The organism is Micromonospora musae (genome assembly GCF_003626635.1).
Taxonomy (GTDB): domain Bacteria; phylum Actinomycetota; class Actinomycetes; order Mycobacteriales; family Micromonosporaceae; genus Micromonospora; species Micromonospora musae.
The window spans coordinates 138,135-158,245 of record NZ_RAZT01000008.1 but is presented as its reverse complement, the minus strand read 5'-3'; the positions used below and the strand labels follow the sequence as shown (position 1 = coordinate 158,245).

Sequence of the window (20,111 nt, the reverse complement as noted above, 5' to 3'; positions counted from 1 at the left end):
GTCCCGGCGCAGGCCGGCAATGCTCGGACCCGACCTGCGCGGCGGCGACTCCCGGGCCGCGCTCAGTCGTTGACGGTCAGCTTCAGCGGCTCGCTGAGCTTCGTGTCCACCCGGGCGAAGACCTGGTACGTCCCGGGCTGCACCTGCGGCCCGGCCGCCAACCCGTCCGCGCATCGGGTGGTGTCCCGGCCGTTCCAGGTCACCTGGAACATGTGCTCGATGTTCGGCGTGAACGACTTCACGTCCGAGCCCTTGGCCTGACCACAGGTGTCGGAGGACCAGATCTTCTCCGCACCGGACTTGATGAAGATCTCCTGGAGGCTTGCGCCGACGTCGCGGCTGCACGTCCGGTCGGAGACGTTCTTGATCCGCAACTGCAGGTCGGCGGAGGCGCCGACGCCCACCGAGGCGGGCAGCGCCACGGCGGTCACCTTGATCTCGGCGTCGGCGCAGCTCCCGTCGTTGCCCCCACCGTTCACGGGAGTCGTCGGGGTGTCGTCGCCCTGCGAGGTGGGCGCGCCTGCGCTTCCGTCGCCGCCGTCGGGGCTTCCCGACACCTCGGGCGGGGGCGCCCCGGTCTTCGGGGTGAGCAGCGTCTGGGTCGGGCTCGGACTGCCCGACGAGGTCGGGCTCACCCCGGCCTGCGGCTTCTTGTCGCCGGTGTTACCCGACCCGGTGCACGAGTAGAGCAGGACAATCAGGAAGAGAAGCCCCGCTCCGAGTACGACGGCGCGACGCCGCCAGTAAACGGCGGGTGCCAGGGGGCCGACCGTCAGACGCATGATGCCCCCACCGTATCCGCGTAGCAGCGCCGTGGCGCGACACGACGCGCCGGAAGGTTCACCACCGCGCCAAGATCGGCATCCACTGTCGACAGCCTAGCCCACCGGGCGGCGGGCTCAGAGGTAGACCTTGCGCTGGTAAACGGCGTGCGCACCGGCCACCCGGTCGAGGAAGAGCAGCCCCGCGCAGTGGTCGATCTCGTGCTGGAGCGCGCGGGCCTCGAAGCCGTCGGCGACCAGTCGCACGGCGGCGCCGGTGCCCGGCAACTCACCCGCCACCACCAGACGGCTGGCCCGTTTCACGTCCCCGGTCAGGTCCGGCACCGACATGCACCCCTCGCGCCCGGCCTTCCAGCGGGTCGCCTCGACCACCCGGGCGTTGCAGAGCACGAAGGTGCCGTGCACGGTGACGGCCTTCGGATGCCCGGTCACCTCGACCGCGAAGACCTGGGCGCCCACCCCGACCTGCGGAGCCGCAAGCCCCACGCAACCGGGCGAGACCCGCATGGTGGCGATCAGGTCGGCGGCCAGCCGGACCGTCTCCGCCGAGGTGGGATCCACCGCGGCGCCCGCCCGGCTGAGCGCCGGATGCGGGGCGGTCACCACCGGACGGACCTCACCGGGGACGCCCAGCGCCTCCGGCGTCCAGTCACCCAGCCCGACGTACTCCTCGTCGCCGGCCGCGTCGGACCCGCGCACCCCGTCGCTCACAGCAGATCCGGATCCGCGGGCCGGAGGCTGACCTCGACACCCAGCTCGGCGGCGGCCCGGTCCAGCCGGTCGACCAGGTCGTCGGCGACGCCGGGCGGCAGGTCGACCTCGGCGACCACCACGTAGAGGGAGCCGGCCAGCCGGGTGCTCAGGTCGGTGACGTTGCCGCCCACGTCGGCGAGGACCCGCGTGATCGCCGCCACGATCCCCATCCGGTCCGCCCCGTGCACGGCCATCACGTACGGCTCGCCAGCCGACGCCGCAGCGCCGTCCGGGGTGACCGCGCGTACGGTCGCCAGCAGCTGGCCGTCCGCGGCGAGCGGCGCCAGCGCGGCCTCCACCTCGGCGGCCGCAGGACCCACGCAGATCAGCGTCATCGCGAAGTGGCCCCGCAACCGGGTCATCGTGCTGTCGGTGAGGTTCGCACCCAACCGGGCGAGGACCTCGGCGACGTCGGCCACGATGCCCGGACGGTCCCGGCCGATGACGGTGATCGCGAGCTCGTTCATTCGCGCATTCTCGCCGACCCGACCCCCGGGCCGGAGTCGCCCCGCCCAGGCTGCCCACGCTACGGGAAGAGCGACGCGTGACATGATCGGCGAACGATGAGTGAGCCGACGTTCGCCACCCTGGTCAGCCGCTGGTACGAGGAGAACGCCCGCGACCTGCCGTGGCGCAAACCGGACGTCAGCCCGTGGGCGATCCTGGTCAGCGAGGTGATGCTTCAGCAGACGCCGGTGGTCCGGGTGCTGCCCGCGTACGAGGCGTGGCTCGCCCGGTGGCCGGTGCCGGCCGCGCTGGCGGCGGAGAGCCCCGCCGAGGCGATCCGGATGTGGGGACGGCTCGGCTACCCACGCCGGGCCCTACGGCTCCGGGAGTGCGCGACGGCGATCGTGGAGCGGCACGGCGGGAAGGTCCCGGACCGGCTCGACCAACTGCTGGCGTTGCCGGGCGTCGGCACGTACACGGCCCGTGCGGTCGCCGCCTTCGCGTACGGGCAGCGCCACCCGGTCGTCGACACCAACGTACGGCGGGTGGTCTGCCGCGCGGTGGCCGGCGAACCCGACGCCGGACCCGCCACCCGCCCGGCGGACCTGCTCGCCACCGAGGCGCTCCTGCCGGCGGAACCGGCCGCGGCGGCGCTCGCCAGCGCGGCGTTCATGGAGTTGGGGGCGGTCATCTGCACCGCCAGGTCACCGCGCTGCGACCTCTGCCCCGTCGAGTCGACCTGCGCCTGGCGCGCGTCCGGGCAGGCCGCGCCGGCCGGCCCCACCCGCCGCCCCCAGCGGTACGCGGGCACCGACCGCCAGGTACGCGGGCTGCTGCTCGGGGTGCTCCGCGAGACGACCGGACCGGTGCCGCGGCAGCGCCTCGACCAGGTGTGGACCGACGGCGCGCAGCGCACCCGGGCACTGACCGGTCTGGTCCAGGACGGCCTCGTCGAGCCGGTCGGCGACGACTCGTACCGCCTCGTCGGCGACGGCTATTGATCGACTCGACTTCCTTGAAGTCGGGCTGTCCGCGTGGCCGGATGACCCGACTTCCTTGAAGTCGAGTCGATCACCCGCGGAGGACGGGAAAGGCGGGGCCCCGGTGGCTGCTGCCACCGGGGCCCCGCCCCTTACTGCTTTCCGACGTTACGCCGCCGCGTCGTCCGCGCCCGCGGTGGCAGCGCCACCGAGATCCGCCGGCACGGCGTCCGGAACGGTGTCCGGCTTGTCCGCGCCCCGGAAGACGAGCTTCGACTTGTCGATGTCGGCCGGGTCGCCCTCGCAGTCCACCACCACGATCTGACCCGGGGTCAGCTCGTTGAAGAGGATCCGCTCGGAGAGGTTGTCCTCGATGTCGCGCTGGATCGTGCGACGCAGCGGACGCGCACCGAGCACCGGGTCGAAGCCCTTCTTCGCCAGGTACTTCTTGGCGTTGTCGGTCAGCTCCAGACCCATGTCCTTGTTGCGCAGCTGCGTCTCGATCCGCTGGATCATGATGTCGACGATCGAGAGGATCTCCGACTCGCGCAGCTGGTGGAAGACGATGGTGTCGTCGATCCGGTTCAGGAACTCAGGCCGGAAGTGCTGCTTGAGCTCGTCGTTGACCTTCTGCTTCATCCGGTCGTAGTTGGAGTCGGAGTCCTCCGACGCCTGGAAGCCCAGCGACACCGCCTTGGCCACGTCACGCGTACCGAGGTTGGTGGTCAGGATGATGACCGTGTTCTTGAAGTCCACGATCCGGCCCTGACCGTCGGTGAGCCGACCGTCCTCCAGGATCTGGAGCAGCGTGTTGAAGACGTCCGGGTGGGCCTTCTCGATCTCGTCGAAGAGGACCACCGAGAACGGCCGACGCCGCACCTTCTCGGTCAGCTGCCCGCCCTCGTCGTAGCCGACGTAGCCGGGAGGGGCACCCACCAGCCGGGAGACCGTGTAGCGGTCGTGGAACTCGGACATGTCCAGCTGGATGAGGGCGTCCTCGCTGCCGAACAGGAACTCGGCCAGCGCCTTGGAGAGCTCGGTCTTACCGACACCGGACGGACCGGCGAAGATGAACGAGCCCGACGGACGCTTCGGGTCCTTCAGGCCGGCGCGGGTACGCCGGATCGCCTTGGACACCGCCTTGACCGCGTCCTCCTGGCCGATGACGCGCTTGTGCAGCTCGTCCTCCATGCGCAGCAGGCGCGAGGTCTCCTCCTCGGTCAGCTTGTAGACCGGGATGCCGGTCCAGTTGCCGAGCACCTCGGCGATCTGCTCGTCGTCGACCTCGCTGACGACGTCCAGGTCACCGGCCTTCCACTCCTTCTCCCGCTGCGCCTTCTGGCCGAGGAGCTGCTTCTCCTTGTCCCGCAGCTGGGCGGCGCGCTCGAAGTCCTGCGCGTCGATCGCGGACTCCTTGTCGCGGCGGACCTGGGCGATCCGCTCGTCGAAGTCGCGCAGGTCTGGCGGCGCGGTCATCCGCCGGATCCGCATCCGGGCACCGGCCTCGTCGATCAGGTCGATCGCCTTGTCCGGCAGGAAGCGGTCGGAGATGTACCGGTCGGCCAGGGTCGCGGCAGCCACGAGAGCGGCGTCCGTGATCGAGACCCGGTGGTGCGCCTCGTAGCGGTCGCGCAGCCCCTTGAGGATCTCGATGGTGTGGGCCAGCGAGGGCTCACCCACCTGGATCGGCTGGAAGCGGCGCTCGAGAGCGGCGTCCTTCTCCAGGTGCTTGCGGTACTCGTCGAGGGTGGTGGCACCGATGGTCTGCAGCTCGCCGCGGGCCAGCATCGGCTTGAGGATGCTCGCCGCGTCGATCGCGCCCTCGGCGGCACCCGCGCCCACCAGGGTGTGGATCTCGTCGATGAAGAGGATGATGTCGCCGCGCGTCCGGATCTCCTTGAGCACCTTCTTGAGGCGCTCCTCGAAGTCACCGCGGTAACGGGAACCGGCGACCAGCGCACCGAGGTCGAGCGTGTAGAGCTGCTTGTCCTTCAGAGTCTCGGGCACCTCGCCCTTGATGATCTTCTGGGACAGCCCCTCCACCACGGCGGTCTTACCGACGCCGGGCTCACCGATCAGGACCGGGTTGTTCTTGGTACGGCGGGAGAGCACCTGCATGACCCGCTCGATTTCCTTCTCGCGCCCGATGACCGGGTCGAGCTTGCCCTCACGGGCGGCCTGGGTCAGGTTACGGCCGAACTGGTCCAGCACGAGGCTGGTGGACGGCGCGGCCTCACCCGAAGCGGCGCCGGCGGCAGCCGGCTCCTTGCCCTGGTAGCCGGAGAGCAGCTGGATCACCTGCTGGCGGACCCGGTTGAGGTCCGCGCCGAGCTTGACCAGCACCTGGGCGGCGACGCCCTCACCCTCACGGATCAGACCGAGCAGGATGTGCTCCGTGCCGATGTAGTTGTGGCCGAGCTGCAGCGCCTCGCGCAGCGACAGCTCCAGCACCTTCTTGGCCCGCGGCGTGAACGGGATGTGCCCGCTCGGCGCCTGCTGGCCCTGGCCGATGATCTCCTCGACCTGCTGGCGGACGCCCTCCAGCGAGATGCCGAGGCTCTCCAGAGCCTTGGCGGCGACGCCCTCGCCCTCGTGGATCAGGCCCAGCAGGATGTGCTCCGTACCGATGTAGTTGTGGTTGAGCATCCGGGCCTCTTCCTGGGCCAGGACGACAACCCGTCGCGCTCGGTCGGTGAACCGCTCGAACATGCCCTCGTGCTCCTCACGTGCCGTGCGCCTTGATGGTCAAAGATCTTGGCGGGGCCGGTGCGCGGACGTCCGGGACGGGCGTCCGTGCCTCATTACTCTATCGCCGCGGACCGACTCAGCTGAGGTCGTGTGGCTCCGGCAGCTGCCGCGTACGCGTCGTTTTGCACAACCGTGCGCGCTCAGGAGGTGTTCCGGTACCCCCGGCGCTACGCGTAGAGCGAAATTCTCACCGTCGCCCGAACGGGCTGTCCGGGCCCTCGGGTGGGCCGGATCCGCGTCGGCGCGGCCCGTCGGCGGGCCGCCCGGGAGTCATCCACAGGCTGTGGACGAATACTCCACCGGCTGTGGACAACGCCGCCCCGCGGGGGTTTCTTCCCAGCGCAGCGAATCACAATCAGGTTGATACCGGACACGGCGGCGGGAAGCTCGCACTCCGGGCCCCAGATGCGGCGACGCCGGCCCGGAGATGCTCCGGCCCGGCGTCGGTCGCCGCCACAGTCGCCTCGATCAGCGCCGGGCGTGGTACTCGTCGACGATCTCCTGGGGGATGCGGCCCCGGTCGGAGATGTCCTTCCCCGCCTTCTTGGCCCAGTCGCGGATCGCGCGGTTCTGCTCCCGGTCGGCGGTCGCGCCGCCCCGGCCGCGGGCCGCCCGGCCACCGACCACCACGCCGCCGCGGCCGACCTTGGTGCCCGCCCCGACGTACGGCGCGAATACGTCGCGCAATTTCTCGGCGTTCGAACTCGACAGGTCGATCTCGTACTGGACGCCGTCCAACGCGAACTTGACCGTCTCGTCCGCGTCCCCGCCGTCCAGGTCATCGACCAGCTTGTGAATGATCTGCTTGGCCACGTCCCACATTCCTTTCGAGCAGGGTGCTCCTGCTAACTCGCAAGCACAATAACCCGTACGACGCACATGGCGTCAATAGGATGCGGTATGACAGCCCGGCGGCGACCGGCGACTACTCGGGACGGACCAACGGGAACAGGATCGTTTCCCGAATTCCCAGCCCGGTGAGCGCCATCAAGAGCCGATCGATTCCCATTCCCATACCACCGGCCGGTGGCATTCCGTACTCCATGGCGCGGAGAAAGTCCTCGTCGAGCCGCATCGCCTCGTCGTCACCGCGGGCGGCGAGCTGCGCCTGGGCCACCAGCCGCTCCCGCTGCACGACCGGGTCGACCAGCTCCGAGTACGCGGTGGCCAGCTCGAAGCTGCACACGTAGAGGTCCCACTTCTCGGCGAGCCCCGGCTCGGTGCGGTGCGCCCGGGTGAGCGGGCTCGTCTCCACCGGGTAGTCCCGGATGAACGTGGGCTCGATCAGCCCCGGGACGACCAGCTCCTCGAACAGCTCCTCGGCGAGCTTGCCGGGGCCCCACTTCGGGTCGACGGCGAGCCCCACCTTGTCGGCGTACTCCACCAGGCGGGCGCGCTCCGTGCGGACCGTGACCTCCTCGCCGAGTGCCTCGGAAAGCACCCCGAACAGCGTCACCGACCGCCACTCGCCGCCCAGGTCGAACTCCCGCCCATCGGCGTGCGTGACAACCGTCGAGCCGCTCACCGCGATCGCCGCCTGCTGCACGAGATTGCGGGTCAGCTCGGCCATCGTGTCGTAGTCGCCGTACGCCTGGTAGGTCTCCAGCATCGCGAACTCCGGAGAGTGCGAAGAGTCGACACCCTCATTCCGGAAGTTGCGGTTGATCTCGAAGACCTGGTCGACACCACCGACCACCGCGCGCTTCAGAAACAGTTCCGGCGCGATTCGCAGATACAGATCGGTGTTCAACGCATTGCTGTGGGTCACGAATGGGCGCGCCGCGGCGCCGCCGTGCAGCAACTGAAGCATCGGGGTCTCGACCTCGATGAAGTTCCGCCCGTGCAGGGAGTCGCGCAGACTACGGACCGCCGCGGCCCGGGTACGGACCATCTCCCGCGCCTGGGGGCGGACGATCAGGTCGACGTAGCGCTGCCGGACGCGGGCCTCCTCGGAGAGCGGCTTGTGCGCCACCGGCAGCGGACGCAGCGACTTCGCCGTGACCGCCCACTCCTCGACCAGCACGGAGAGCTCACCGCGCCGGCTGGTGATCACCTCGCCGGTGACGCCGACGTGGTCACCGAGGTCCACCAGGCGCTTCCAGTCCTCCAGCCGCTCCGGGCCGACCCGGTCCAGGGAGAGCATCGCCTGCAACTCGGTGCCGTCACCGTCCCGGAGGGTCGCGAAGCAGAGCTTCCCGGTGTTCCGTACGAAGATCACCCGGCCGGTGACGGAGACCCGGTCGCCGGTCGCGGTGTCGGTCGGCAGGTCGGCGTAGCGCGCGCGCACCTCGGCGAGGGTGTGCGTGCGGGAGTAGCCGACCGGGTAGGGCTCGACGCCGTCGGCGAGCATGCGGTCCCGCTTCTCCCGGCGAACCTTCATCTGCTCCGGAAGGTCGTCGGCGGGGTCCACGGGTAGGGCGTTCTGCTCGATCACGGCATGCTTCCTCGTCAGGGAGATACGGGGGTCACGCCCGAGCGTACTCAAGCCCCCAGTCGGCTGTTACGGGATAACCTCCGCGTCATGGTTGATCACACCCAGGCCCTCTCCTTCGGGGCCGCCGCGGTCGAGTACGACCGTTTCCGGCCGCGTTATCCGGAAGCGGCGCTGCGGTGGGCCCTCGCGGGCGTGGCCGCCGTGCCCGCTCGCGTCGTCGACCTCGGCGCCGGCACCGGGATCCTGACCCGGGGCGTGCTGGCCCTCGGGCACGAGGTGATCCCGGTGGAGCCCGACCCGGGCATGCGCGCCCAACTCGACGCGGCGACGCCCGGCACGACGGCGCTCGCGGGCAGCGCAGAGGCCGTGCCGCTGCCCGACGGCACGGTGGACGCGGTGCTGGTGGGGCAGGCGTACCACTGGTTCGACCGGGAGCCGGCGCACGCCGAGCTCGCCCGGCTGCTCCGGCCCGGCGGCACCTTCGCGCCGATCTGGAACACCCGCGACGAACGGGTCGGCTGGGTGGCGGAGCTGGGCCGGATCGCCCACCTGGGGGATAACTCCGGGAACGTCGCCGAGAAGTACGTCGACTTCGGCCCGGAGTTCCAGCCGATCGAGGTGGGCGAGTTCGAGCACACCACCACGCTCACCCCGGACGACGTGGTCGCGTTGATCAGGACCCGCTCGTACTGGCTCACCGCGTCGGGCGAGCAGAGGCAGGAGGTGGAGCGGGGCCTGCGGGAACTCCTCGCCACCCACCCCGACCTGGCCGGGCGGGCGACGGTGGAGCTGCCGTACCGGACCGTCGTGCTGCGGGCCCGGCGCCGCTGACCGGCGCGGCCCCGTCGATCACGTGTTGCGGTCGTAGATCATCCGCAGGCCGATCAGCGTGATCATCGGCTCGTGGTGGGTGATCGTCCGGCATTCGTCGATGACCAGCGAGGCGAGGCCCCCGGTGGCGATGACCGCCTTCACGTCGCCGAGCTCCTCGGCCATCCGCTCGACGATGCGGTCCACCTGCCCCGCGAAGCCGAAGTAGAGGCCGGACTGGAGGCACTCCACGGTGTTCTTGCCGATCACCGACCGCGGCTTGGTGGCCTCCACCTTGCGCAGCTGGGCCGCGCGCGCGGCGAGCGCGTCGAAGGAGATCTCGATACCCGGGGCGAAGGCGCCCCCCAGGAACTCGCCGCGTTCGCTGATGACGTCGAAGTTGGTGGTGGTACCGAAGTCGACAACGATCGACGGACCGCCGTAGAGCGTGTACGCGGCCAGGGTGTTCACCACCCGGTCCGAGCCCACCTCCTTGGGGTTGTCGATCGCCAGCTGGACCCCGGTCCGCACCCCCGGCTCGACGATCACGCTGGGCAGCTTGTCGTAGTAGCGGGCGAGCATCGAACGCAGAGAGCGCAGCGCCGCCGGAACTGTCGAACAGGCCGCCACTCCGGTGATCTCGACGGCGTCGCCGGCGAGCAGTCCCCGGAACATCAGCCCCAGCTCGTCGGCGGTGGACCGGGCGTCCGTCTTTATCCGCCACGAGTGCACCAGCTTGTCGCCGTCGAAGGTCGCCAGCACGGTGTTGGTGTTTCCGATGTCGATGCAGAGCAGCACGCACGAAGCCTAGACAACGCGCGTCCGGGCAGGGCGCGGAGCGGGTCGGGCTATGGCCACGGCGACGCTTCGGAGCTGATGACGTAGACGATTCGGTACGAGCCGGCGGTCGCCGCGCCGCTCCCGGCGCGCACCCGCCACCACCCGCGCGCCCGCCGTCGGCGGACCGACCGCGCGGCGCGCGATGACGCCAACAACTCAGCTCCAAAGGAGCCGAACAGGACAACCACCCGAGCCCGACGCAAACGTGTCCATCGGCGAGCCCGCGCAGCCAGACCGAGGCGTTATTCCGTACGGAGGTCCAGGGCGATGTCGAGGATCGGCGACGAGTGGGTCAACGCGCCGACCGAGAGGTAGTCGACCCCGGTCGACCCGTACTCCGCCGCCACCGGCAGGGTCAGCCCGCCCGTCGCCTCCAGCTCGGCCCGGTCCCCCACCTGGGCAACCACCTCACGCAGCTGCGCCGGGGTCATGTTGTCCAGCAGCAGGAAGTCGGCGCCCGCCTCGACCGCCTCCACCGCCTCGGCGACGGTGTCCACCTCCACCTGCACCGGCACCTCCGGGAACGCCGCCCGGACCCGCCGGTAGGCGGCCGGGATGCCGCCCGCCGCGAACTTGTGGTTGTCCTTGATCATCGCGACGTCGTAGAGGCCGAACCGCTTGTTGGTGCCACCACCGGCGCGTACCGCGTACTTCTCCAGGGAGCGCAGGCCCGGCGTGGTCTTCCGGGTGTCCAGCACCGTCGCCTTCGTGCCGGCCAGCGCGTCGGCCCAGGCCCGGGTGTGCGTGGCCACCCCGGACATCCGGCTGAGCAGGTTGAGCGCCGTCCGCTCGGCGGTGAGCAGCAGTCGGGTCGGGCCGGTCACCGTCGCCAGCACGTCACCGCGGGCCACCCGCCGGCCGTCGTGGGCCACCAACGACACCTCGACCGTACGACCGGCGCCCGTCACCTCCCCGACCAGTTCGAAGACGGCGGCGGCCACGGCCAGCCCGGCGACCACGCCGTCCGCGCGAGCCACCAGGTCGGCGGTGTCGGTCTGTTCGGCCGGGATGGTCGCGACGCTCGTGACGTCGAGGAACTCCGGGCCCAGGTCCTCGGTCAGCGCGCCGACGATCAACCCGCGTACCTCGCTCGGGTCCAGACCGCCGACCCGCAACGCCTGCTCCGTCGACTCCCTCATCGCGTCCCCTCCCACTGCTGCGTCAACCGGCCCTGCGCACCGACCGCCTCGACGAGGTGGCCCAGCCACCGCTCGTCAGCCGTCGGGAAGTCCTCCCGCCAGTGACACCCACGGGTCTCCTGGCGGGCGTACGCGGCGGCGACCAGCGTCGACGCCACCGTGATCAGGTTGGTCGCCTCCCAGTCGGCCATCCGCGGCCGCCCCCGCCCGGTACCCAGGTCGGTGAGGACCCCGGCCGTCGCGGCGAGCGTCTCCGCCGAGCGGAGCACCCCCGCGCCCCGGGTCATGGCCCGCTGCAAAGTCGGCGTCCCCTCCGCCGGCACCACCCAACCGGTGCCGCCCACCCAGGCCCCGACCTCGGCCGGCCGGGCCTGCTCGGGCAGCCCGACGCCGATCTCCTCGGCGATCCGGCGGGAGAAGACCAGCCCCTCCAGCAGCGAGTTGCTGGCCAGCCGGTTCGCGCCGTGCACCCCGGTGCAGGCGACCTCGCCGCAGGCGTACAGGCCGGGGATGGAGGTGCGGCCGCGCAGGTCCGTGCGGACCCCACCGGAGGCGTAGTGGGCGGCCGGCGCGACCGGGATCAGGTCGGTGGCCGGGTCGACCCCGATCGCCAGGCAGGACGCCACGATCGTCGGGAAGCGGCGGGCCAGGAAGTCACCGCCGAGGTGCCGGGCGTCGAGGAAGACGTGGTCCGCCCCGGTGGCGAGCAGCACCCGGTGGATGCCCTTCGCCACGACGTCCCGCGGGGCCAGCTCGGCCAGCTCGTGCTGGCCCACCATGAAGCGCTTCCCGTCACCGTCCACCAGGTACGCGCCCTCGCCGCGCAGCGCCTCGGAGACCAGCGGCTGCTGGGCGCGGCCGGTGCCGGGCACCCCCGCCTGCTCCGGCACGATCAGGGCCGTCGGGTGGAACTGGACGAACTCGACGTCGGTCACCGCCGCGCCGGCGCGCATCGCCAACGCCACCCCGTCGCCGGTCGAGACCGCCGGGTTCGTGGTGGCCGCGAAGATCTGCCCCATGCCGCCGGTGGCGAGCACGACGGCCCGCGCCAGGATGGCGCCGACCCCGTCCTCGCTGCCCTCGCCGAGCACGTGCAGGGTGATCCCGCACGCCGGGCCGAGCCCGTCCGGGCCGTCGCCCGGTGCGCGCAGCAGGTCCAGCACCAGGGCGTGCTCGACCAGCCGGATCCACGGATCACGGCGTACGGCGGCGTGCAGCGCCCGTTGCACCTCGGCACCGGTCGCGTCGCCGCCGGCGTGCACGATCCGGTCGGCCCGGTGCCCGCCCTCCCGGGTGAGCATCAGCGAGCCGTCGGGATTCCGGTCGAACTCGGCGCCGATCCGCATCAGCTCGCGCAGCCGGATCGGTCCCTCCTCGACCAGGACGCGGACCGCGGCCGGGTCGCAGAGCCCCACCCCCGCGATCTCGGTGTCCGAGGCGTGCGCGGCCGGGGTGTCCGCCGGGTCGAGCACCGCGGCGATGCCGCCCTGCGCCCACCGGGTGGAGCCGTCGTCGATGTTGACCTTGGTCACGACGGTGACGTGCAGACCCGTCTCCCGCAGGTGCAGCGCCGCGGTGAGCCCGGCCACGCCCGAGCCGACCACGATCACGTCGGTGGTCTCCACCCAGCCCGGGGCCGGCGCCGCCAGCAGCCTCGGCAGGGCCGGCACGTCGACGGTCGGAAGCTCCATGAAGACAGTCAACCCCGAGTGAGGCTCGCGAGAGGCGGCGGGGGCGGGACGAGTGGTTTGGGCTACTCCGTCCGTACCGGCTCAGCGAGTGCGTACCGGCAGGCCGGCCGGGCCGGCGTCGTTGAGCGAACCGATGACCGTCCGGTGGCTGAGCCAGAGGTAGCAGCGCACGCCCCGGTCACCGACCCGCCACCGCCCCGCCCCGGGTGGACGGACCACCACACCGCTGCGGAAACGGAGCTGGGCGTCGTCGGGCACACCGACGAACCGGCCGAGCACCGAGCGGCACCCGGCGTAGAGGGGCAGCCAGTCCGCCTGTCGCGTCGGGTACGGGCCCTCGGGAGCCCGCCACACCCCGACGAACTCGGCGTCGTGGCGGGTCGCGCAGTCGACCGGTACCAGCGCCTGCACGGCCCCGCCCTCGCCGCCGCGGGTCTGCTGGCAGCCCAGCCGCAGCGGAGACGGGCCCTTCAGCGCGTCGCGGAGACTGCCCGTACGGGTCACCACTGTCGCGGCGGCCTCGACGGTGTTCAGCTCGGAGAGGTCGCACCGGTACCAGCGGGAGCCGGCCGCCCAGCCCACCCCCGAGGGCACCGCCACCGAGAGTCGCAGCCTCCCGGCCCGCCAGTCGTCCCCCACGTACCCGGTGGCCCGGGTGTCGCACTCGGCGAACGCGCCCCGCAGCTCGGCAGAGCCACCGGCGGGCGCGGCGGGCGACGCCGTCGGAAACGCGCCGACGTGCACGGTCTCCACCCGGTGCGGCTCGGCGCAGTCGATCGGCTGGTACGCCGCCAGGGTCACCACGTCCGCGAAGTCGGCCGCCTGGCACACCCCGACGGCCGGGGTGAAGGCCGCGGCGGCCGGCAGGGCGGGCCAGTCGTCGGTGACGTCGCCGTCCCCGTCACCCGTCGCGCAGCCCGCCAGCAGGACCGCCGTGGTGGCGACCGCGAGCAGGACGGTCATCGAACGGCGCATCGCGGCCTCCCCCAGGCACCGCCCGCCTCCCGGCAGGTGTGACAAGGGTAACCAGCAATGACCTTCCGGTGACAGACCGCGTTTGCCGGCCGAGTCGCCCCGGACGGGCCGAGCGTGGGCCGGTCAGACCACGGCGTACGGGTTCCGGACCGGGTCACCCGCGGTGCCGGGGACGGCGGTCGACGGGTCGGCCGTCAGGTCCACGATCCGGTTGTCGACGTCCACATGCACCACGCGGGGCCGGTAGGTACGCGCCTCGGCGTCGTCCATCTGCCCGTACGAGATGAGGATGACCAGGTCACCGGGGTGCACCAGGTGTGCGGCCGCGCCGTTGATGCCGATCACGCCGCTGCCGCGCTCGCCCGGGATCACGTACGTCTCCAACCGGGCGCCGTTGGTGATGTCCACGATCGCCACCTGCTCGCCGGGGAGCAGGTCGGCGGCGTCGAGCAGATCCTCGTCCACCGTGACCGAGCCGACGTAGTGCAGGTCGGCCTGAGTCACCGTGGCCCGGTGGATCTTCGACTTGAGCATCGTTCGCAACATCGGGGTGGGCCTTTCGTGGAGCGGGGGGTTCAGGAACGGGGGGCGAGGTGGACCGGCATGTTGTCGATCAGGCGGGTGGCGCCGACCCGGGCGGCGATGAGCAGCCGCGCCGGACCCTCCACCGGGCCCGGCTCCAGCTCCGGGTCGGTCAGCACCAGGTAGTCCAGCTGCGCGCCGGGCGTACCGGCGCCGAACGCGTGGTGTGCGGCGCTGAGCACCACACCGGCGTCCCCGCCCTGCTCGGCGGCGTCGGCACCGGCACGCAGCGCGGCGGAGAGGCTCAGCGCGGCGGCCCGCTCGGGCTCGGAGAGGTACCGGTTGCGGCTGGAGAGAGCCAGCCCGTCCGGTTCCCGCACGGTCGGCACGCCGACCACCCGCACCGGCACGTCCAGGTCACGGGCCATCCGCCGGATCAGGGTCAACTGCTGGTAGTCCTTCTCGCCGAAGAAGGCCAGGTCGGGCCGGGTGAGCTGGAACAGCTTCAGCACCACGGTCAGCACACCGTGGAAGAAGCCGGGCCGGCTCTGCCCCTCCAGGTCCTCACCGAGGCCGCCCGGATTGACCCGGACCCGAGGCTCGCCACCCGGGTAGATCTCCTCCCGGCTCGGCGCGAAGACCACGTCCGCGCCGGCCCGCCGGCAGACCTCCAGGTCGGCGGCGAGGGTGCGCGGGTAACGGTCGAAGTCCTCGTTCGGGCCGAACTGCAGCGGATTCACGAAGATCGTCACCAGCACGTGGTCAGCCTGTTCCCGGGCCACGCGCAGCAGCGCCTCGTGCCCCTCGTGCAGGGCGCCCATGGTCATCACCACGCCGACCGTGCCGGTCAGCTCGGCGCGCGCCCTCGCGAGTTCCTCGCGGGTCGTCACCAGCTCCATGTGGCGGCCACCTTCCGGATCGTCGTCGACCTGTTCATGCCGCACCGTCCCGGTCACGCGGCGGTCCGCCGCTGGGTGTCGGCGAGCACCCCGAGCAGCGACGCCGCGTCCGTCGGGGCCAGCCGACCGCCGGCGATGGCCCGGTCGGCGGTGCGGCGGGCAAGGGCCAGGTACGGGGCCACCGACTCGGGCGCGGTCGCCGCGAGCCGGGCCAGGTGGCGCTCGACGGTGCCGGCGTCGCCACGGGAGACCGGGCCGGTCAGCGCGTCGTCGCCGTAGCGCAGCGCGTTCTCCAGGGCGGCCCGCAGCAGCGGGGCGAGCACCTTCTGCGGCTGGGTCACCCCGGCGTCGCGCAGCCGGTCGGCCGCCTCGTTGACCAGCGTCACCAGATGGTTGGCGCCGTGCGCCAACGCCGCATGGTAGAGCGGGCGGTCCGCCTCACCGACCCACTCCGGCACCCCGCCGAGGTCGGCGACGAGCCGAGCCGCGAGCGGCCGGAGGTCGGCGGGCGCGGTCACCCCGTACGAGATGCCGGCGAGCCGGCCGAGGTCGTCGGAGGTACCGGTGAAGGTCATCGCCGGGTGCAGGGCGAGTGGTCGGGCGCCGACCGCCTCGGCCGGGTCGAGCACGGCCAGCCCGTGCGCCCCGGAGGTGTGCGCGACCACCTGCCCGGGGTGGAGCAGGCCGCCGTCGGCCAGCGCGGCGACCACCCGGGCGAGGGCGTCGTCCGGCACGGCGATCAGCAGCAGATCGGTGGCGGCCCGGGCCACCTCGGCGGCGGAGCTCGGCGCGATGCCGGGCAGCAGCGCGAACCGGTGCGGGTTGACGCCCGATCCGCCGGTGGCGGCGACCACCCGGTGCCCGGCGGCGGAGAACGCTGCACCCAGTACGGCACCGACGCGGCCGGCGCCGATGACGCCGACGGTGAGGCTACGGGGAAGGGCGCCCGGACGGGCGGAGCCCACGGCGACGGCGGCCCGCCTGGGGGCGGCCGGACGCGGGCGCAACGGTGCGCTCATGGCGATGATCCAGTCCTCGAGAGGGGTACCGGTCGATCTGAAGTATGCGCCCGCCGGAGGGCATCGAAACCCCTGGTGTGAAAACCTTCACCACCCGGGGCGGCGGGTCGGAAGCGACGCCCTCCCGGCCCGTCCGCGGCGGGGACGAGGAGTCGCCCCGGGCCGGATGACCGTAGGGTCGGCACGGTGACGGCCCCTCCGACCGAGGAATGAACTGATGTCGATCCGCTGGCGGGACGCGATGGACCGGGCGCTCTACGGCCCGGGTGGCTTCTTCGTCTCCGGGTCCGGCCCGGCCGACCACTTCCGCACCAGCGTGCACGCGTCCCCGGTCTTCGCCGCCGCCCTGCTCCGCGTGATCGAACAGGTCGACGCCGCGCTCGGCCACCCCGACCGGCTGGACGTGGTCGACGTCGGCGCCGGTCGCGGCGAGCTGCTGCGGGCCCTCGCCGGGATGCAGCCGGCGACGGCAGCACGGTTGCGACTCACGGCTGTCGAGTTGGCACCGCGGCCGGACGACCTGCCGGACGAGATCACCTGGAGGGCCGAGATCCCGAGCGGGATGACCGGGCTGCTCCTGGCCACGGAGTGGCTCGACAACGTACCGCTGGACATCGCCGTCCACACCGAGGGCGGGTGGCGCTACCTGCTCGTCGACCCGGCGACCGGCGAGGAGTCGATCGGTGACCCGGTCGGTCCGGAGGACGCCGAGTGGCTCGCCACCTGGTGGCCGGTGCCCGGCAGCGACCCAGCCGACTCGACCGGCCCCGAGACCGCCACGGCGACCGACGCCCGGGCCGAGATCGGACGGAGCAGGGACGAGGTCTGGGCCGAGGCGGTGCGCCACGTCGACCGGGGGCTGGCGTTGGCCGTGGACTACGGGCACCTGCGGGCGGAACGGCCGATCGGCGGGACGGTCACCGGATACCGGGGCGGGCGGCAGGTACCGCCGGTGCCGGACGGATCGTGCGACGTCACCGCACACGTCGCCCTGGACTCCGTCGCCTCCGCCGGTGAGCGGGTCGCCCGGTGCTCGTACACCTTGTCGTCGCAGCGGGAGGCGTTGCGGGCGCTCGGGGCCGACGGCGGCCGGCCGCCGCTGACGCTGGCCGGCACCGACCCGGCCGGGTACGTGCGGGCGCTCGCCGCGGCGTCCACGGTGGCCGAGCTGACCGACCCGGCCGGCCTCGGCGGGCATCGGTGGCTGTGGCAACCGGTCGACGTGCCGCTCGACCCGGTCGTGGCACGATGACGGGCATGACCACCGACGCCCGGGATCTCCGTGAGCTGACCGTCGGCACCGGAGCCGGCCTGGTGGCGGGTGCCGGCGGGGAGCAGCTCGGCACCGACATGGTGCTCAACATCGGCCCGCAGCACCCCTCCACCCACGGGGTGCTGCGACTGAAGCTGGTGCTCGACGGTGAGCGGGTGGTCTCGGCCGAACCGATCGTCGGCTACATGCACCGGGGTGCGGAGAAGCTCTTCGAGGTACGCGACTACCGGCAGATCATCGTGCTGGCCAACCGGCACGACTGGCTGTCGGCCTTCTCGAACGAGCTCGGCGTGGTGCTCGCCGTCGAACGGCTGATGGGGCTGGAGGTGCCGGAGCGGGCGACCTGGCTGCGGATGGCCCTCGCCGAGCTCAACCGGGTGCTCAACCACCTGATGTTCCTCGGCTCCTACCCCCTGGAGATCGGCGCGATCACGCCGATGTTCTACGCCTTCCGTGAACGGGAGACGCTCCAGACGGTGATGGAGGAGGTCTCCGGCGGCCGCATCCACTACATGTTCAACCGGGTGGGCGGGCTGAAGGAGGAGGTGCCGTCCGGCTGGACCGGCCGGGCCCGGGCCGCCATCGGTGAGGTACGCCGACGAATGCCCGACCTGGACGACCTGATCCGGCGCAACGAGATCTTCCTGGCCCGTACCGTCGGCGTCGGGGTGCTCTCGGCGGCGGACGCCGCGGCGTTCGGGGCCTCCGGCCCGGTCGCCCGCGCCTCCGGCCTCGACCTGGACCTGCGCCGCGACGATCCCTACCTCGCCTACGACGAGCTGAACGTGCCGGTGGTGACGCGGACCGCCGGGGACTGCCACGCCCGGTTCGAGCTCCTGCTCGAGCAGGTGTACGTCTCGCTCGACCTCGCCGAGCAGTGCCTGGAGCGGGTCGACCGGCTCACCGGGCCGGTGAACACGCGGCTGCCGAAGGTGGTCAAGGCACCCGAGGGGCACACCTACGCGTGGACCGAGAACCCGCTCGGCGTCAACGGCTACTACCTCGTCTCGCGGGGCGAGAAGACGCCGTGGCGGTTGAAGCTGCGCACCGCGTCGTACGCCAACGTGCAGGCGTTGGCGACCCTGCTGCCGGGCTGCCTGGTGCCGGACCTGATCGCGATCCTCGGCTCGATGTTCTTCGTGGTCGGCGACATCGACAAGTAGGCCGGCCCCGGGCGGCGCCGGTCAGCGCCAGCGGGAGCCGTCGTCGCGGGGCGGGTAGCCGTAGGGGTCCTCGTCGACCCGCGGGCGGCGGCTCACCCGCTCCGGCTCGGCGTCGACCGGCCCCCGCTGGCGCGGCGGGCGCCACTCGTCGGGCACGGGTACCCCGCCGGCAGGCAGCGCCCGCTCCTCCGGCTCGATCCAGCCGCCCCGCCGGCCCTCGTCGCGGCCCCGGTCGTACTCGCGGCGCGGCTCGTCCCGACGGACCGACGCCCAGCGGTCGGCGACCCGGTACTCACTGCCGGTCGCGTCGGCGTGCGCCTCGGCCCGCCGCTCGCCCATCCGCAGCTCCCGGCCCCGGTCGTCCTCCCGGACCGAGGCCCACCGGTCACCGGCGCGCAGCTGCGCCCAGTACTGGCCGGTCTCGTCCGCCTGCACCGGCCGGTCCGGCTCCGCCGGCTCACCCCAGCCCCGCGCCTCCGGGCCGGCCGGCGGCTCCGCCCGGTCCCACTGGCCCTCCGGGGCCGACCAGCCCCGCTCGTCGCGCCGACCCGAGCGAACCCGGTCGTCGCGCGGATCATCCCAGCCGGGCTCGTCACGCGGGCCACCGGCGCCCGCCCACGGGCGCTCGTCACCGGAGCGGGGGCGCTCGTCCTGCCCGGCGTACCCGGACCAGGAGCGCTCCTGCGGGTTGCCGCCCGGCCACCGCTCCTCGGCGGCGCCCCACTGCCGCTCCTCGGCCGGCGGCGACCAGCCGCCCGAGTACCCGCCGCCGTACCGCCCGCTGGCCGACTCCGCCGGGCCGCCGTCCACGATCGTGTGCCGGGTGGTGACGTGCACCGTCTCGGTGTGCCGGACCACGCCCAGCGGCCGCGGCTCCCCCCGGCCCTCCGGCTCGCCGGGACGGGGCGCGGCGGCGTAGCCGCCGGCCGCGGCGCCCGCACGCTCGCCGCCGTACCCGGCGGCCGCGGCACGATCGCCGTACGCCCCGGCCGAGCCGGCCCGCTCGCCGTACGTCCCGACGGCCGGCCGCTCCGGCTCGGGGTCCGGACGGTCGGCGCCGTGCCGGCCCGACGCCGAACGGGGGGCCAGCTCCTCGTCGTCCGCCCCGCCGGAGCGGGCCCAGCGGGGCTCGGGCTCCTCCCGGGGCGCCCGCGCGCGTCCGGTCGGAACGTCCTCCTCGGGCTCGGCGACCGGCACCCGGGCCCGACCTGACCCAACCGGCTCCTCGGCCCCGCCCAGGGCCGCACCGGCGAGGGCGGCACTGGTCGCCTCCAGCCTGCGGCGTACCGCGGTCACCGCCTCCTGGGCCCGCTGGGCCTGGTCGAGAGCCTGGTTTCCGCGTTGCGCGGCGGCCACGATCTCACTGCGCAGCTCACGGCGGAGCTCGTCCAGCTCGTCGAGAACCTCGTCGACGCGGCCCTGGCCACTCTCCCCGTCGGGGCGGAGCGCGATCGACAGGCCGATCAGCACCACGGCCAGGATGGCGAGCACCGCGCCGAAGCGCAGCGTCCCATTGCCGTCGGCGACCAGCAGGATCAGCGCCGCCACCGGCGCCAGTCCCACTCCGATCCAGAAGAGGGCCGTCAGGAGGGAACGGCTACGCATGGCTTCGGGGGCCGGCATGGCTGTGCAGCCT

The 20,111-nt window shown here is 72.7% G+C and carries 18 protein-coding genes; 4 read left to right on the top strand and 14 right to left on the bottom strand.

The genetic code is table 11. The annotated features are described in order from the left end of the window. Positions 1 to 62 precede the first annotated feature (62 nt). The 3 genes from D7044_RS17240 to D7044_RS17230 all read right to left on the bottom strand — a co-directional run bounded on the left by D7044_RS17240 (position 63) and on the right by D7044_RS17230 (position 2,002). Complete coding sequence (locus D7044_RS17240) at positions 63 to 782, bottom strand: hypothetical protein (protein WP_120680173.1); 720 nt, start codon at positions 780 to 782, stop codon at positions 63 to 65. 117 nt (positions 783 to 899) lie between these two features. Further along, positions 900 to 1,493, bottom strand: coding sequence for a peptide deformylase (locus tag D7044_RS17235; protein ID WP_199716656.1), 594 nt, complete (start codon positions 1,491 to 1,493; stop codon positions 900 to 902). Beyond that, complete coding sequence (locus tag D7044_RS17230; protein WP_120689523.1) at positions 1,490 to 2,002, bottom strand: glycine cleavage system transcriptional repressor; 513 nt, start codon at positions 2,000 to 2,002, stop codon at positions 1,490 to 1,492. Before D7044_RS17230 ends, D7044_RS17235 begins: the two co-directional genes overlap by 4 nt. A gap of 96 nt (positions 2,003 to 2,098) precedes the next feature. On the opposite strand from D7044_RS17230, the gene D7044_RS17225 reads away from it, so the two are divergent. Next, positions 2,099 to 2,983, top strand: coding sequence for an HhH-GPD family protein (locus D7044_RS17225; protein WP_120689522.1), 885 nt, complete (start codon positions 2,099 to 2,101; stop codon positions 2,981 to 2,983). 147 nt (positions 2,984 to 3,130) lie between these two features. On the opposite strand, the gene D7044_RS17220 is transcribed toward D7044_RS17225, so the two are convergent. The 3 genes from D7044_RS17220 to lysS all read right to left on the bottom strand — a co-directional run bounded on the left by D7044_RS17220 (position 3,131) and on the right by lysS (position 8,144). After that, positions 3,131 to 5,671: an ATP-dependent Clp protease ATP-binding subunit gene (locus tag D7044_RS17220; protein ID WP_120680167.1), complete on the bottom strand. Its 2,541-nt coding sequence runs from the start codon at positions 5,669 to 5,671 to the stop codon at positions 3,131 to 3,133. A 507-nt stretch (positions 5,672 to 6,178) separates the two neighbouring features. After that, a complete protein-coding gene (locus D7044_RS17215) occupies positions 6,179 to 6,523 on the bottom strand; it encodes a histone-like nucleoid-structuring protein Lsr2 (protein ID WP_199716655.1) in 345 nt (114 codons plus the stop codon). A 112-nt stretch (positions 6,524 to 6,635) separates the two neighbouring features. After that, positions 6,636 to 8,144, bottom strand: a complete 1,509-nt coding sequence (gene lysS, locus D7044_RS17210) for a lysine--tRNA ligase (RefSeq protein ID WP_120680164.1) — start codon at positions 8,142 to 8,144, stop codon at positions 6,636 to 6,638. 87 nt (positions 8,145 to 8,231) lie between these two features. Between lysS and D7044_RS17205 the strand changes: the two genes are divergently transcribed. Then, a complete protein-coding gene (locus D7044_RS17205; protein ID WP_120689521.1) occupies positions 8,232 to 8,975 on the top strand; it encodes a class I SAM-dependent methyltransferase in 744 nt (247 codons plus the stop codon). An 18-nt stretch (positions 8,976 to 8,993) separates the two neighbouring features. Here D7044_RS17205 and D7044_RS17200 read toward each other — a convergent pair whose 3' ends face one another. The 7 genes from D7044_RS17200 to D7044_RS17170 form a co-directional block, all read right to left on the bottom strand. Next, a complete protein-coding gene (locus D7044_RS17200) occupies positions 8,994 to 9,752 on the bottom strand; it encodes a type III pantothenate kinase (protein WP_120680160.1) in 759 nt (252 codons plus the stop codon). A 284-nt stretch (positions 9,753 to 10,036) separates the two neighbouring features. After that, the gene (nadC, locus tag D7044_RS17195) at positions 10,037 to 10,933 is read right to left on the bottom strand and encodes a carboxylating nicotinate-nucleotide diphosphorylase (RefSeq protein WP_120689641.1); all 897 of its coding nucleotides are present in this window, start codon (positions 10,931 to 10,933) and stop codon (positions 10,037 to 10,039) included. Then, the gene (locus D7044_RS17190; RefSeq protein ID WP_120689520.1) at positions 10,930 to 12,624 is read right to left on the bottom strand and encodes an L-aspartate oxidase; all 1,695 of its coding nucleotides are present in this window, start codon (positions 12,622 to 12,624) and stop codon (positions 10,930 to 10,932) included. Before D7044_RS17190 ends, nadC begins: the two co-directional genes overlap by 4 nt. 81 nt (positions 12,625 to 12,705) lie before the next feature. Then, on the bottom strand, positions 12,706 to 13,599 hold the full coding sequence (locus D7044_RS17185) for a septum formation family protein (RefSeq protein WP_120680155.1): 894 nt from the start codon (positions 13,597 to 13,599) through the stop codon (positions 12,706 to 12,708). A gap of 123 nt (positions 13,600 to 13,722) precedes the next feature. Further along, positions 13,723 to 14,145 carry an aspartate 1-decarboxylase gene (gene panD, locus D7044_RS17180; RefSeq protein WP_120689519.1) on the bottom strand — a complete coding sequence of 141 codons (423 nt, stop codon included), beginning with the start codon at positions 14,143 to 14,145 and terminating at the stop codon, positions 13,723 to 13,725. Positions 14,146 to 14,174: 29 nt separating this feature from the next. Next, complete coding sequence (gene panC / locus D7044_RS17175) at positions 14,175 to 15,020, bottom strand: pantoate--beta-alanine ligase (RefSeq protein WP_120689640.1); 846 nt, start codon at positions 15,018 to 15,020, stop codon at positions 14,175 to 14,177. Positions 15,021 to 15,073: 53 nt separating this feature from the next. After that, positions 15,074 to 16,039, bottom strand: coding sequence for a Rossmann-like and DUF2520 domain-containing protein (locus D7044_RS17170; RefSeq protein WP_120689518.1), 966 nt, complete (start codon positions 16,037 to 16,039; stop codon positions 15,074 to 15,076). A gap of 217 nt (positions 16,040 to 16,256) precedes the next feature. Here D7044_RS17170 and D7044_RS17165 point away from each other — a divergent pair, with 217 nt between their 5' ends. Together D7044_RS17165 and D7044_RS17160 are read left to right on the top strand one after the other, a co-directional pair. After that, on the top strand, positions 16,257 to 17,291 hold the full coding sequence (locus D7044_RS17165) for an SAM-dependent methyltransferase (RefSeq protein ID WP_120689517.1): 1,035 nt from the start codon (positions 16,257 to 16,259) through the stop codon (positions 17,289 to 17,291). After that, positions 17,288 to 18,475, top strand: a complete 1,188-nt coding sequence (locus tag D7044_RS17160; protein WP_199716654.1) for an NADH-quinone oxidoreductase subunit D — start codon at positions 17,288 to 17,290, stop codon at positions 18,473 to 18,475. Before D7044_RS17165 ends, D7044_RS17160 begins: the two co-directional genes overlap by 4 nt. Before the next feature lie 21 nt (positions 18,476 to 18,496). Here the strand turns inward: D7044_RS17160 and D7044_RS17155 are convergent, their stop codons facing one another. Next, positions 18,497 to 20,098: a hypothetical protein gene (locus D7044_RS17155; protein WP_199716653.1), complete on the bottom strand. Its 1,602-nt coding sequence runs from the start codon at positions 20,096 to 20,098 to the stop codon at positions 18,497 to 18,499. Positions 20,099 to 20,111 lie beyond the last annotated feature (13 nt).